This window comes from Streptomyces coryli (assembly GCF_011044975.1).
Lineage (GTDB): Bacteria > Actinomycetota > Actinomycetes > Streptomycetales > Streptomycetaceae > Streptomyces > Streptomyces coryli.
In genome coordinates this window covers 1-14,173 of record NZ_JAAKZV010000220.1, presented here as the reverse complement: position 1 = coordinate 14,173, position 14,173 = coordinate 1, and the positions used below count along the sequence as shown (strand labels likewise).

The 14,173-nt window shown below is 69.9% G+C and carries 11 protein-coding genes; 10 read left to right on the top strand and 1 reads right to left on the bottom strand.

Annotated elements, in window-relative coordinates:
* The first annotated feature begins 132 nt into the window (after positions 1 to 132).
* Positions 133 to 537 (top strand): hypothetical protein, encoded by a 405-nt coding sequence (locus tag G5C51_RS32790; protein ID WP_165242793.1) that lies wholly within the window; start codon positions 133 to 135, stop codon positions 535 to 537.
* Here G5C51_RS32790 and fdhD read toward each other — a convergent pair.
* On the bottom strand, positions 504 to 1,394 hold the full coding sequence (fdhD, locus tag G5C51_RS32785; protein WP_165242791.1) for a formate dehydrogenase accessory sulfurtransferase FdhD: 891 nt from the start codon (positions 1,392 to 1,394) through the stop codon (positions 504 to 506). The genes G5C51_RS32790 and fdhD overlap by 34 nt on opposite strands.
* 168 nt (positions 1,395 to 1,562) lie before the next feature.
* Here fdhD and G5C51_RS32780 point away from each other — a divergent pair, with 168 nt between their 5' ends.
* The 9 genes from G5C51_RS32780 to G5C51_RS32740 all read left to right on the top strand — a co-directional run bounded on the left by G5C51_RS32780 (position 1,563) and on the right by G5C51_RS32740 (position 14,152).
* Entirely contained in the window at positions 1,563 to 2,744 is a 1,182-nt protein-coding gene (locus G5C51_RS32780; protein ID WP_165242803.1) for an ROK family transcriptional regulator, read from the top strand.
* Positions 2,745 to 2,896: 152 nt separating this feature from the next.
* A complete protein-coding gene (locus G5C51_RS32775; protein WP_165242789.1) occupies positions 2,897 to 4,417 on the top strand; it encodes a sugar ABC transporter ATP-binding protein in 1,521 nt (506 codons plus the stop codon).
* Complete coding sequence (locus G5C51_RS32770; RefSeq protein ID WP_420824882.1) at positions 4,414 to 5,442, top strand: ABC transporter permease; 1,029 nt, start codon at positions 4,414 to 4,416, stop codon at positions 5,440 to 5,442. Before G5C51_RS32775 ends, G5C51_RS32770 begins: the two co-directional genes overlap by 4 nt.
* 41 nt (positions 5,443 to 5,483) lie before the next feature.
* Positions 5,484 to 6,539: a substrate-binding domain-containing protein gene (locus tag G5C51_RS32765; protein WP_206314587.1), complete on the top strand. Its 1,056-nt coding sequence runs from the start codon at positions 5,484 to 5,486 to the stop codon at positions 6,537 to 6,539.
* A 62-nt stretch (positions 6,540 to 6,601) separates the two neighbouring features.
* Positions 6,602 to 7,807, top strand: a complete 1,206-nt coding sequence (locus tag G5C51_RS32760) for a Gfo/Idh/MocA family protein (RefSeq protein WP_165242785.1) — start codon at positions 6,602 to 6,604, stop codon at positions 7,805 to 7,807.
* A gap of 15 nt (positions 7,808 to 7,822) precedes the next feature.
* The gene (locus tag G5C51_RS32755) at positions 7,823 to 8,827 is read left to right on the top strand and encodes a sugar phosphate isomerase/epimerase family protein (RefSeq protein WP_165242783.1); all 1,005 of its coding nucleotides are present in this window, start codon (positions 7,823 to 7,825) and stop codon (positions 8,825 to 8,827) included.
* A gap of 177 nt (positions 8,828 to 9,004) precedes the next feature.
* Positions 9,005 to 11,446, top strand: coding sequence for a PQQ-dependent sugar dehydrogenase (locus G5C51_RS32750; RefSeq protein ID WP_338118391.1), 2,442 nt, complete (start codon positions 9,005 to 9,007; stop codon positions 11,444 to 11,446).
* 65 nt (positions 11,447 to 11,511) lie between these two features.
* A complete protein-coding gene (locus tag G5C51_RS32745; protein WP_240930090.1) occupies positions 11,512 to 12,870 on the top strand; it encodes a ThuA domain-containing protein in 1,359 nt (452 codons plus the stop codon).
* Positions 12,871 to 13,069: 199 nt separating this feature from the next.
* Positions 13,070 to 14,152, top strand: a complete 1,083-nt coding sequence (locus tag G5C51_RS32740; protein ID WP_240930091.1) for an inositol-3-phosphate synthase — start codon at positions 13,070 to 13,072, stop codon at positions 14,150 to 14,152.
* The last annotated feature ends 21 nt before the right edge of the window (positions 14,153 to 14,173 follow it).

Below are 14,173 nucleotides of genomic sequence, written 5' to 3'. Positions count from 1 at the left end.
GTGGAGCGGGGGGCGTATCGGCTCGGGGGCGCCTCGCTGCCGTGAGGGGATATTGGTTTCATCCCTTGGTCAACTTCGCTTAATGTCGGGCCTGTTGAGATCAACTTCGGCCTGACGAAAAGAGAACTGAAGATGCTGAAGGGCCTCTGGCGCAAAGCAGCCGTAGCCGCTCCGATAGCCGGGCTGGTGCTCGCGGCCGCGCCGGGTACGGCGTCCGCCCATCACACGGCGTGCAAGGGCAGCGTCATCATGCGCATCCCCGCCGGCGACGGTGACAAGGTGGCGGCCGCCTGCATGGAGCCGCACGGGGAGACCCTGCGGGTGCGGGACTACAAGGCGGACGGGTACGCGGCCAGGGCGCAGGCGTACCGCAAGGTGCGCGGGGACTGGGTGAAGGTCGGCGGGGTGTGCAAGGACGACACCTCTACCGGCAGCCCCGACAAGTACTGCGACCTCGCCATCCGCGAGACGACGGATGTGAAGATCAAGCTCTGGGAAGGTGCCTACGACATCTGGGGGCCGGTCTTCACCGTCTGACCGGCGCTGTCCGTCTGACCGGCGCCATCCGGCAGCGCGATCCTGCGCTCGCCCGCGTACACGTTCATCGACGTCCCGCGCAGGAAGCCGATCAGCGTCATCCCGGTCTCGGCGGCCAGGTCCACCGCCAGTGACGACGGGGCCGACACCGCCGCCAGGGCCGGGATGCCCGCCATTGCCGCCTTTTGTGCCAGTTCGAAGGATGCGCGGCCCGACACCATCAGCACCGCCTCTGACAGTGGCAGCAGATCCTGTTGCAGGGCGCGGCCGATCAGCTTGTCGACCGCGTTGTGGCGGCCGACGTCCTCGCGTACGTCCAGCAGCTCGCCGGCCGGCGTGAAGAGGGCGGCGGCGTGCAGGCCGCCCGTACGGTCGAAGACCCGCTGTGCGGCCCGTAGGCGGTCGGGCATGGTGGCCAGTAGTTCCGGGGTGAGCGCGAAGTCCCCCGTGATCGGCCAGCGGGCCGACGTGCGGACCGCGTCCAGGCTGGCCTTGCCGCACAGGCCGCAGGACGACGTGGTGTAGACGTTCCGCTCCAGCGTGATGTCCGGGACCGGGACGCCTGGGGCCAGCTTCACGTCCAGGATGTTGTACGTATTGCCCGTCCCGTCGTCCGCCGTGGCGCCCGCGCAGTACGCGATGCTCGTCAGCTCGGCCGCCCGTCCCAGCACGCCCTCGCTCACCAGGAAGCCCGCCGCCAGCGCGAAGTCGTCGCCGGGCGTGCGCATGGTGATCGCGAGCGGGCGGCCGTTCAGCCGGATCTCCAGCGGTTCCTCCGCCACCAGGGTGTCGGGGCGTGCGCTGACCGCTCCGTCCCGTATCCGCAGCACTCGCCGTCGCTCCGTAACCCGTCCCATGGGACCAGGCTACGGCCATGCCGCACCCCGCCTTTGTCCTGAGTCGGTGAAAAGTCGGTACGAGTTGCTGCGAAACTTCTTCCCCGTTCGGGCAACCGCTGCTACTTTCCCGTTGACCGCAAGAAGTCGTAAGCCGAGACGACGGCAGGGAGGGGCACCGTGAGGCGCATGACGGCCCGGCCCGCGAACGCGCATCAGGCGCGGCTGCTCCGCCTGCTGCGTGACGGTGGTCCGAGCTCGCGGGCGCAGCTCGGTGACCTGGTCGAGCTCTCCCGCTCCAAGCTGGCGGTGGAGATCGACCGGCTGCTGGAGACGGGGCTCGTCGTGGCCGACGGGCTCGCCGCCTCCCGCGGCGGCCGCCGCTCGCACAACATCCGCCTCGCGCCGGCGCTCCGCTTCCTGGGCGTCGACATCGGCGCGACCTCGGTCGACGTCGCTGTCACCAATGCCGAGCTGGAGATCCTCGGCCATCTGACCCATCCCATGGACGTACGGGAAGGGCCGGTCGCGATCTTCGAGCAGGTGCTGGCGATGGCGGCGAAGCTCCGCGCCTCCGGGGTGGCGGAGGGCTTCGACGGCGCCGGCATCGGCGTCCCGGGCCCGGTCCGCTTCCCCGAGGGCGTTCCTGTTTCCCCGCCGATCATGCCCGGGTGGGACGGCTTCCCGGTGCGCGAGGCGCTCAGCCAGGAGCTGGGCTGCCCGGTCATGGTCGACAACGACGTGAACCTGATGGCGCTGGGGGAGCAGCACGCGGGCGTCGCCCGCAGTGTGCGCGACTTCCTCTGCGTCAAGATCGGTACGGGCATCGGCTGCGGCATTGTGGTGGGCGGCGACGTCTATCGCGGTACGAACGGCTCCGCCGGCGACATCGGCCACATCCAGGTGGAGGTGGACGGGCGCCAGTGCGCCTGCGGCAACCGCGGGTGCCTGGAGGCCTACTTCGGCGGCGCGGCGCTCGCGCGGGACGCGGAGCACGCGGCCCGCGAGGGGCGGTCGGCCGAGCTCGCCCAACGGCTCGAGGACGAGGGCAAGTTGTCCGCCTCCGACGTGGCCGCCGCGGCCACGGCCGGGGACACCTGTGCCCTGGAGCTGATCCGTGAGGGCGGGACCCGTACCGGACAGGTGATCGCCGGTCTTGTCAGCTTCTTCAATCCGGGCCTCGTGGTGATCGGGGGTGGGGTGACCGGTCTCGGTCACAACCTCCTCGCGTCGATCCGTACGCAGGTCTACCGCCAGTCGCTGCCTCTGGCGACCGGCAATCTCCCCATTGTGCTGGGGGAGTTGGGGCCGACCGCCGGTGTCATCGGCGCGGCCCGGCTCACCAGCGACCACATGTTCTCACCCGCGTAGGACACCTGCTTGAGACACCCGCGTAGCCAGCGAACAGCGCCACCGCACGAGCCGCACCACCGCGCACGCAAAACACCAGGTACCGCCGATCCGCGATACCCCCTTGCCCGAAACCCGAGTACCGCCACCGCACCGCCTCCTCGAGGAGAACGATGGCAACACCCTCGACACCACCACTGCTCACGATGTCGGGCATTACCAAGTCCTTCCCCGGCGTCCGCGCCCTCGACGGCGTCGACCTGGACGTCGCCGCCGGCGAGGTCCACTGCCTCCTCGGGCAGAACGGCGCCGGCAAGTCCACCCTCATCAAGGTGCTCGCCGGCGCCCACCAGCCCGACGAGGGCGAGATCGTCTGGCGCGGCGAGCGCGTCGCGCTGAAGTCCCCGGTCGCCGCGATGAACCTCGGCATCGCCACCATCTACCAAGAGCTGGATCTCGTACGGCACTTGTCGGTGGCCGAGAACGTCTTCCTGGGGCACGAGGTGGCGACCAAGGGCTTCGTCCGGCGCCGCGAGGCGCGGCAGCGCACCGCGGAGCTGCTGAAGCGGCTCGGTCACCCGGAGATCGAACCCGGCCGGATCGTCGGCTCGCTGTCCGCCGCCGGGCAGCAGATCGTCTCGATGGCCCGCGCGCTCTCCCACGACGTGAAGCTCATCGTCATGGACGAGCCGTCGGCCGCCCTGGACCCGGATGAGGTCGACAACCTCTTCCGTATCGTCGCCGACCTCACCGATCAGGGCGTCGCGGTCATCTACATCTCCCACCGGCTGGAGGAGATCCGCCGCATCGGCGACCGGGTCACGGTGCTCAAGGACGGCCGCGCCGCCGCCAGTGGCCTGCCGGCCAAGGACACCCCCACCCCGAAGGTCGTCTCCCTGATGACGGGGCGCAACGTCGAGTACGCCTTCCCCGAGAAGGCGCCCGAGGACGTGGTCGTGCGTGGCGGGGAGCCGGTGCTGACGGCCGAAGGCCTGGCCCTGGACGGGGAGTTCGCGCCGGTGGACTTCGAGTTGCGGCCCGGCGAGATCGTCGGACTTGCCGGGCTGGTCGGTTCCGGCCGCTCGGAGATCCTGGAGACCGTCTTCGGCGCCCGCAAGCCCACCGCGGGCCGGATCACCGTCGCCGGGAAGCCGCTGCGCCTCGGCAGCGTCACCGCCGCGGTCGCCGCCGGGCTCGGACTCGCGCCCGAGGAGCGCAAGTCGCAGGCGCTGCTGATGACCGAGTCGGTCAGCCGCAACGTCTCCATCTCCTCGCTGTCCCGCTTCTCCCGCGGCAGCTGGCTGGACCGCGGCGGCGAACGGGCCGCCACCCGCGCCGCCGCCCGGGATCTGTCGCTGCGCCCGGACAACCCCGACGCGCTCATCCGCACCCTCTCCGGCGGCAACCAGCAAAAAGCCGTGCTCGCCCGCTGGTTGCTGCGCGGCTGCAAGGTGCTGCTGCTGGACGAGCCGACCCGCGGCGTGGACGTCGGCGCCCGCGCCGAGTTGTACGCCCTGATCCGCCGGCTCGCCGACGAGGGCGTCGCCGTGCTGCTCGTATCGAGTGAGATCCCGGAGGTCCTGGGTCTCGCCGACCGGGTGATCGTGCTGCGCGAGGGCCGAGTGGTGCACACCGCGCCGGCCCATGAGCTCGACGAACACCGCGTACTCGACCTGGTGATGGAAGGAAGCTGACCGTGCTGAGCTCTCCGGAGACCGTGACCGCGGAGAAGGCCGGCGACCGGCCCCCGCCGTCCCCCTTGCGTGCGCTCGTCGCCCGCGCCGACCTGCGTGTGCTGTCGCTGGTCGTCGTCCTGGCCGCATTGATCGTGGTCGGGGCCGTCACCGAGCCCGAACAGTTCCTGGAATGGGCCAACATCCGGCTGATCCTCACCCAGGGCTCGATCATCGGCGTGGTGACGGTCGGCATGACCCTCGTCATCATCGGTGGCGGCATCGACCTGTCCGTCGGCGCCATCGTCGCGCTCGCCTCGGTGTGGGCGACGACGGTGGCCACCCAGGACTACGGATTCACCGGCATCCTCTTCACCGCGGTGATCGTCGGCGTCGGCTGCGGCCTGGTGAACGGGGTGCTCATCTCGTACGGCGGGATGGTGCCCTTCATCGCGACCCTGGCCATGCTCGCCTCGGCGCGCGGTCTGGCGCTGATGATCAGCGACGGCAAGACGCAGATCGTGTCGGTCAACGCCGTCACCGACCTCGGGCTGCCGAAGTCCTACGTCCTCGGCATCCCGCCGCTGATCATCATCTTCGCCGTGATCGCGGCCCTCGGCTGGCTACTGCTCAACCGCACCACCTTCGGCCGCCGCACGGTCGCCGTCGGCGGCAACGCCGAGGCCGCCCGGCTGGCCGGCATCAATATCAACCGGCAGCGGCTGGCGCTCTATCTGATCTCCGGCCTGTGCTGCGGCATCGCCGCTTTCATGCTGATCGTGCTCAGCGGCTCCGGCCAGAACACCAACGGCAACCTCTACGAACTCGACGCCATCGCGGCGGCGATCATCGGCGGCACGCTGCTCAGCGGCGGCCGCGGCACGATCGTCGGCTCGGTGCTCGGCGTACTCGTCTTCATGACGATCAACAACATCTTCGCCCTCAACAACCTGGAGACGGACGTCCAGCAGATCGCCAAGGGCGCGATCATCGTCGTCGCCGTGCTGGTCCAGCACCGAACGAGCCGTAATGCAGCAGACGCTTAAGGCCCTCTCACCCCGCTCCGACCTTCCGGAAAGGCCCCGCCATGGCTGAATCGCCCTTCACCTCACGCAGAAACATGCTCTTCGGCGCCGGCGCACTCGCCGCCGGCGGCTTCCTCACCGCCTGCACCAGCAACAGCGACGACGGCGGCGACGGCGGCGGCGAGAACGACAACAAGGCCGCCGTCGCCGACAAGAAGAAGGGCAAGCAGGTCACCATCGGCTTCTCCGGGCCGCAGGCCGACCACGGCTGGCTCAACGCCATCAACGACCAGGCCCGCAAGCGGGTCAAGGAGTACGAGGACATCACCTTCGAGCCCGTCGAGGGCTCCAACGACGCGGCCACCCAGTCCGGTTCGATCGAGACGCTGATCAACAAGAAGGTCGACGTCATCGTCATCCTCCCGGCCGACGGCAAGGCGCTCACCCAGGCAGGTCTGAAGGCCATGGAGGCCGGCATCCCGGTCGTCAACCTCGACCGGATCTTCGACACCCCGCAGGCCTCCCGCTGTTGGATCGGCGGCGACAACTACGGCATGGGCGTCAACGCCGGCAACTACATCGGCGAGGCGCTGAAGGACAAGAAGAACGCCAAGGTCGTCGAGCTCGCCGGCATGGACACCCTGGAGCTCACCAAGCAGCGCAGCAAGGGCTTCCGGGACGCGCTGAAGAACTACAAGAACATCGAGATCGTGGCCCGCCAGGCCGCCGAGTTCACCGTCGAGTCCGGGCAGAAGAAGATGTCCGACCTGCTGCAGGCGGTGAAGAAGTTCGACGCGCTGTGGAACCACGACGACGACCAGGGCGTGGGCGCCGAGAACGCCATCAAGCAGGCCGGGCGCGACGACTTCCTGATGGTCGGCGGCGCCGGCTCCAAGCACGTCATGGACCAGATCAAGGCCGACAACACCGTCATCAAGGCCACCGTCCTCTACCCGCCGACCATGGCCGCCTCCGCCATCGACCTGGCCCGCGCGCTCGGGCAGGGGAAGGGCATCGCCGGGATGGCCGAGTTCGAGATCCCGGCCTCGATCACCCTGTACTCCGCGGTTGTCGACAAGAAGAACATCGATCAGTACCTGCCGACCGGCTTCAAGTAGGCCCGACCCGGGCCGTCGCCACGAGCGAGAAGGCCGCGTCCGCACCGACAGCTAGGAGATTCATGTCTGACGAGACAGCCACCGCCGGCAAGCCCGCACTCGGCATCGGGATGGTCGGCTACGCCTTCATGGGTGCCGCCCACTCCCAGGGCTGGCGCACCGCCCCCCGGGTCTACGACCTGCCGCTGCGCCCGGCCATGGCGGCCGTGTGCGGTCGCGACCCGGCGAAGGTGGCCGCGGCCGCGGACCAGCTGGGCTGGGCCGCCGCCGAGACCGACTGGCGCGCCCTGATCACCCGGGACGACGTGCAGCTCGTCGACGTCTGCACGCCCGGCGACAGCCACGCGGAGATCGCCATCGCCGCGCTGGAGGCGGGCAAGCACGTGCTGTGCGAGAAGCCGCTCGCCAACAGCGTCGCGGAGGCGGAGGCGATGGTGGCCGCGGCCCGCCGCGCCCGTGAGCGTGGACAGCTGGCGATGGTGGGCTTCAACTACCGCCGGGTGCCGGCCCTCTCGTACGCCAGGAAGCTGGTCGCCGACGGGCGGCTCGGGGCGCTGCGGCACGTCCGTCTGACGTATCTGCAGGACTGGCTGATGGACCCGGAGTTCCCGCTCGCCTGGCGGCTGCAGCGCGAGCACGCCGGGTCCGGCGCGCTCGGCGACCTGGGCGCGCACATCGTCGACCTGGCGCAGTACCTGGCGGGGGAGCGGGTGGCGGGGGTGTCCGCGCATACGGAGACCTTCGTCAAGGAGCGGCCGCTGCCGGCGTCCGCGGCGGGCCTGTCCGGTGCCGCGGGGGCCGGGCGCGGGCGGGTCACCGTGGACGACGCGGCGGTCTTCAGCGGGCGGATGGCGGGCGGGGCGCTGGCCTCGTTCGAGGTGAGCCGGATGGCCGCGGGCCGTAAGAACGCCATGTCGGTGGAGCTGAACGGCGAGCTCGGCTCGCTCTCCTTCGACCTGGAGCGGCTGAACGAACTCCAATTCCACGATCATGCGGATGATCCCGCCATCTCGGGCTTCCGTCGCGTCCTCGTCACGGAGCCCGAGCACCCGTATCTCGAGGGCTGGTGGCCGCCCGGCCACGGCCTCGGCTACGAGCACACCTTCGTGCACCAGGCCCGCGACCTGATCACCGCCATCGCCGAGGGCGAGCAGCCCGCGCCGTCCTTCGAGGACGGGCTGCAGGTGCAGCGGGTGCTCGCGGCCGTCGAGGAGAGCGCCGAGAAGAACTCCGTCTACACCGCCGTCGACCAGCACCCCACCCCGTAACGAAGGAGCCGCAGCATGCCCCGTCAGTTCACGCTCTTCACCGGACAGTGGGCCGACCTGCCGCTCGAGGAGGTCTGCCGGCTGGCCCGCGACTTCGGCTACGACGGCCTGGAACTGGCCTGCTGGGGCGACCACTTCGAGGTCGACCGGGCCCTGGCCGAGCCCGGCTACCTCGACAGTCGCCACCAGCTGCTGGAGAAGTACGGCCTCAAGTGCTGGGCCATCTCCAACCACCTCGTCGGCCAGGCCGTCTGCGACAACCCCATCGACGAGCGCCACAAGGCGATCCTTCCGGCCGACATCTGGGGCGACGGCGACCCCGAGGGCGTACGGCAGCGGGCCGCCCAGCGCATCAAGGACACCGCCCGCGCCGCGGCCGCCTTCGGGGTGCAGACCGTCATCGGCTTCACCGGCTCGTCGATCTGGCATCTGGTGGCGATGTTCCCGCCGGTGGTGCCCGGGATGATCGAGCGCGGTTACGAGGACTTCGCCGAGCGCTGGAACCCGATCCTGGACGTCTTCGACGCCGAGGGCGTGCGCTTCGCGCACGAGGTGCACCCGAGCGAGATCGCGTACGACTACTGGACCACCCACCAGGCGATGGAGGCGATCGGCCACCGCCCCGCCTTCGGCCTGAACTTCGACCCCTCGCACTTCGTCTGGCAGGACCTCGACCCGGTCGGCTTCCTGTGGGACTTCCGCGACCGCATCTACCACGTGGACTGCAAGGAGGCCCGTAAGCGCCTGGACGGCCGCACCGGGCGTCTCGGCTCGCACCTGCCGTGGGGCGACCCGCGGCGCGGCTGGGACTTCGTCTCCGCCGGGCACGGCGACGTGCCGTGGGAGGACTGCTTCCGGATGCTGCGCTCGATCGACTACGACGGGCCGATCTCGGTCGAGTGGGAGGACGCGGGCATGGACCGGCTGCAGGGGGCGCCGGAGGCGCTGCGGAAGCTGAAGGCGTACGACTTCGAGCCGCCGACGGCGTCGTTCGACGCGGCCTTCGGGGGCGGGGACTAGGGCAGCTCGCTCGGTCGCTTGCGGAGGCAGAGCGGCGTCGCCCCGCCGCTTTGTCTCCGCAGAGGCGAAAGTTGAACTTTTTTGGTGTCAAAGGGCTTCACGGAACGGGTAAAGCCGTTTACCGTCCTGTAATGAACCTGACAAACAACCCCACATCTCTCGTCAGGAGACCCCAGCGTGCTCCGTTTCAGAAGCCGGCTCACGGCACTTCTGACCGCGGCCCTCCTCGCCCTCACCGGGCTCGCCCTAGCCCCGGGTGCCGCGGCCAAAGACCCGGACAAGAAGCCCAAAGCAGAAGCGTTTCAGCAAGTCCCCCTCGCCAAGGGTGAAGCCGAGATGGGCGAGCCGATGTCGCTCGCGCTCCTCCCGGACAACTCCGCCCTGCACACCTCCCGCGACGGCGAGCTGTGGCTGACCAGCAGCACCGGCGACACCAAGCTGGCCGGCAAGCTCGACGTATACAGCCACGACGAAGAAGGCCTCCAAGGCGTCGGCGTGGACCCGAACTTCGCCCAGAACCGGGCGATATACCTCTACTACGCGCCGCCGCTCGACACCCCCACCGGCGACGCCCCGGAGACCGGCACCGCCGCCGACTTCGAGCCGTTCAACGGCGTCAACCGCCTCTCCCGCTTCGTCCTCAAGGAAGACGGCACCCTCGACGCCGCCAGCGAGAAGAAGGTCCTCGACGTCCCCGCCTCCCGCGGCATCTGCTGCCACGTCGGCGGCGACATCGACTTCGACAAGGACGGCAACCTCTACCTCTCGACCGGCGACGACACCAACCCGTTCCAGTCGGACGGCTACTCGCCGATCGACGAGCGGTCGAACCGCAACCCGGCCTTCGACGCCCAGCGTTCCGCCGGTAACACGAACGACCTGCGCGGCAAGATCCTGCGCATCAAGGTCGCCGACGACGGCACGTATACGACGCCGGACGGAAACCTCTTCGCGAAGGGGACGGAGAAGACCCGCCCCGAGATCTACGCGATGGGCTTCCGCAACCCGTTCCGGTTCTCCGTCGACAAGGCCACCGGCATCGTCTACGTCGGCGATTACGGCCCCGACGCCGCGGCCGCCGACCCGAACCGCGGGCCCGGCGGACAGGTGGAGTTCGCCCGCGTCACCAAGGCCGGCAACTTCGGCTGGCCGTACTGCACGGGCAAGAACGACGCGTACACCGACTGGGACTTCGGCGCCGGCACCGCGGGCGCGAAGTTCGACTGCGCGGCCCCGAAGAACACCTCGCCGAACAACACCGGGCTGACCGATCTGCCGCCGGCCCAGGAGGCCTGGATCCCGTACGACGGCGGATCCGTGCCCGAGTTCGGCTCCGGCTCCGAGTCGCCGATGGGCGGCCCCGTCTACCACTACGACGCGGCCTCCGACTCGAAGATCAAGTTCCCGGAGTCGTACGACAAGAACTTCTTCGCGGGCGAGTTCGGCCGCAAGTGGATCAAGCGGATCGCGGCCGACGACGCCGGCACGGTGCAGTCGATCAACGACTTCCCGTGGACCGGCACCCAGGTGATGGACCAGGCGTTCGGCACCGACGGCGCCCTGTACGTCCTCGACTACGGCACCGGCTATTTCAACGGCGACGAGAACTCGGCGCTGTACCGGATAGAGAACGCCTCCGAGGGCTACTCACCGATCGCCAAGGCCGCGTCCGACAAGACGAACGGACAGGCACCGCTTGAAGTGAAGTTCTCCTCGGAGGGGACCTCCGACCAGGACAGCACGAAGCTCACGTACTCCTGGGACTTCGGCGACGGCGCCACCTCCACCGAACCCAACCCGACGCACACGTACGAGAAGAACGGCACCTACACCGCCACCCTCACCGTCAAGGACGAGGGCGATCGCACCGGCAAGGCCAACGTCCAGGTGATCGTCGGCAATACCGCGCCCAAGGTCGAGATGAAGCTCCCCGAGGACGGCCAGCTCTTCGCCTTCGGTGACTCCATCCCGTTCGAGGTCACGGTCACCGATCCCGAGGACGGCCAGATCGACTGCAGCAAGGTGAAGGTGACGTACGTCCTCGGCCACGACAGCCACGGCCACCCGATCACCTCGGCCAACGGCTGCTCCGGCTCGCTCAAGACCTCCGTCGACGGCGGCCACGATCCGGCCGAGAACGTCTTCGGCGTGATCAACGCCGAGTACACCGACGGCGGTGGCGGCGGCCAGGCGGCGCTCACCGGGCGCGACGAGAGCGTCGTCCAGCCCAAGCAGCGCCAGGCCGAGCACTTCACCGAGCAGAACGGCGTCACGGTGATGGAGAAGACCACCGCGCACGGCGGCGCCACCGTCGGCGACGTCAACAACGGCGACTGGGTGGCCTTCAAGCCGTACGTCGTCTCCAACGCCACCAAGGTCACCGCCCGGATCTCCTCGGCCGGCGCGGGCGGCACGCTCGAGGTCCGCGCCGGGGCGCCGGACGGCACCCTGCTCGGCTCGACGGCGGTCCCGGTGACCGGCGGCTGGGAGACCTTCCAGGACGTCAGCGCGGATCTGTCGAACGCGCCGGCGGGCCCGACCACGCTCTACCTCGTCTTCAAGGGCAGCGGCGACGGTGCCCTCTACGACGTGGACGACTTCACCTTCACCACCGGCTGACACCTCCTCCCGCCCCGCCGGCTGCCCCCGGCGGGGCGGGCCCCTCCTCGCACTGGAGTAATCGCATGCCTGAGCAGCCATCGAGACGTTCGGTCGTGCTGGGCACGACCGCGATCCTGGGCGCCATGACCCTGAGCGCGAACGCACACGCCGCACCTCTGGACGACGCCGCCCGCAAGCCGAAGCCCGACAAGCCGAAGAACGAGGCGGCCGTCCTGGTCTTCTCCAAGACGGCGGGCTTCCGCCACGACTCCATCCCCGACGGCATCGCCGCGATCCAGAAGCTCGGCACGGAGAACGGCTTCACCGTCACCGCCACCGAGAATTCCGACACTTTCAACCCTGGCACCCTGGCCAAGTACAAGGCGGTCGTCTTCCTGTCCACGACGGGCGACGTGCTGAACGCCGAGCAGCAGACCGCCTTCGAGAACTACATCAAGGCGGGCGGCGGCTACGTCGGCGTGCACGCGGCCGCCGACACGGAATACGACTGGCCGTTCTACGGCGGCCTGGTCGGCGCGTACTTCCACTCGCACCCGGCCATCCAGCAGGCGACGATCAAGGTCGAGGACCGCGCCCACCCGGCGACGGCGCACCTGCCGGCGGCCTGGGAGCGTACGGACGAGTGGTACAACTACCGCACCAATCCGCGCGAGGTCGCCAAGGTCCTGGCGGTCCTGGACGAGTCGTCCTACACCGGCGGCACCATGGCGGGCGACCACCCGATCAGCTGGTGCCAGGAGTACGAGGGCGGCCGCGTCTTCTATACGGGCCTCGGCCACACCAAGGAGTCGTACGCGGAGGAGAACTTCCTCAAGATGCTGCTGGGCGGCATCCGCTACGCGATGGGCACCGCGCACGCGGACGCCCGGCCTGAGGTGGGGTATACGTCGCTGTTCGACGGCACGTCGACGACGGGCTGGAAGCAGGCGGGGCCGGGTTCTTTTGAGCTGGCCGACGGCACGCTGGCGTCCGTGGGCGGGATGGGCCTGTTCTGGTACGAGGCCAAGGAGCTGCACGCGTACTCGCTGAAGCTCTCGTGGAAGATGGACGGCGACTCCAACTCCGGCATCTTCATCGGCTTCCCGCCCTCCGACGACCCCTGGTCGGCGGTGGACAACGGCTACGAGATCCAGATCGACGCCACGGACGTACCGGAGAAGACGACGGGGTCGGTCTACGGCTTCCAGTCGGCGGACATCGCGGCGCGCGACGCCGCGCTGAACCCGCCGGGGGAGTGGAACACGTACGAGCTCCGCGTCGAGGGCGAGCGCCTGCGGATCTGGCTCAACGGCGTGCAGATCAACGACTTCACGAACGCGGAGCCGGCACGCAGCCTGGTGGACGGCCATATCGGCATCCAGAATCACGGCGATGCGGACCATGTGTCGTTCCGCAACATCCGCGTGAAGGAACTCACCTGACGGCGGGCGGCGGGGGCGGTGGCGCTGCGGCGGCGCCGCCCCCGTCGGCCCGGGTCTGGTGTCGAACCGGTGGGACCGGTGGGATCGGTGGGAGGTCATTCCGTTGACGACGACTGGAAGCGAAACGAAGCGGACCGGGCGGGCTGGACGGACCGAGCGGGCTGGACGGACCGAGCGGGCCGGGCGGACCGGCGTATGGCTGGTCGGCGCGCGTGGCTCGGTGGCGACGACGGCGGTGGCCGGGTGCGCTGCGGTGGCCGGCGGCATGTACCCACCGACCGGGATGGTGACGGAGCTGCCTCCCTTCGCGGAGTCGGGGCTGCCGGCGGTCGGCGACCTGGTCTTCGGCGGCCATGATGTGACGGCCACGCCGCTGCCGAAACGCGCGGAGGAGCTGGCGGCGGGCGGTGTGCTGCCGCACGGGCTGCCCGCGGCGGTGGCGGCGGAACTGGCGGCGGCGGACGAGGAGATACGGCCGGGCGGGCCGCAGCCGGGGGACACCCGGACGGAAGCGGAGCTGACGGAGGCGCTGGCGGAGGACGTGCGCTCTTTCGTACGGCGCCATGACCTGGCGCGCGCGGTGGTCGTGAACGTATCGACGACGGAGCCGGCACCGGACGACGTGGACGCACCGCTCCCGGCGAGCTCGCTGTACGCGGCGGCGGCGCTGCGGGCGGGCTGTCCGTACGTGAACTTCACTCCGTCGACGGGCCTGCATCACCCGCGGCTGGCGGGGCCGGCCGGGTCGGCCGGGGTCCCGTACGCGGGCCGTGACGGGAAAACGGGCCAGACCCTGCTCCGCTCGGTCCTCGGCCCGATGTTCGCGCAGCGCGCGCTCGCGGTGCGCTCGTGGTCCGGCACGAACCTCCTCGGCGGCGGCGACGGCGCGACACTCGCCGCGGACCCGGGCGCCGCGGCGGCGAAGAACGCGGGCAAGGAGCGGGTGCTGGCGGAGACCCTGCTCGGCGGCGCCCCGGAGGGCGAGGTCCACATCGACGACGTCCCGTCGCTGGGCGACTGGAAGACGGCGTGGGACCACGTGTCTTTCGACGGCTTCCTCGGGACGAGGATGGTCTTGCAGACGATCTGGCAGGGCTGCGACTCGGCGCTGGCGGCGCCGCTCATCCTGGACTTGGCGCGGCTGCTGGCGCGGGCGGACGAGCGGGGGTTGAGCGGGCCGGTCCGCGGGCTGGGCTTCTACTTCAAGGATCCGGACGGCGGCCCGGCCGGACTGGGAGAACAGTGGGCCGAGCTGCTGTCACTGGCGGAGCGCCTGCGATGAGGCGGCGGGGCGGCGGTGGAC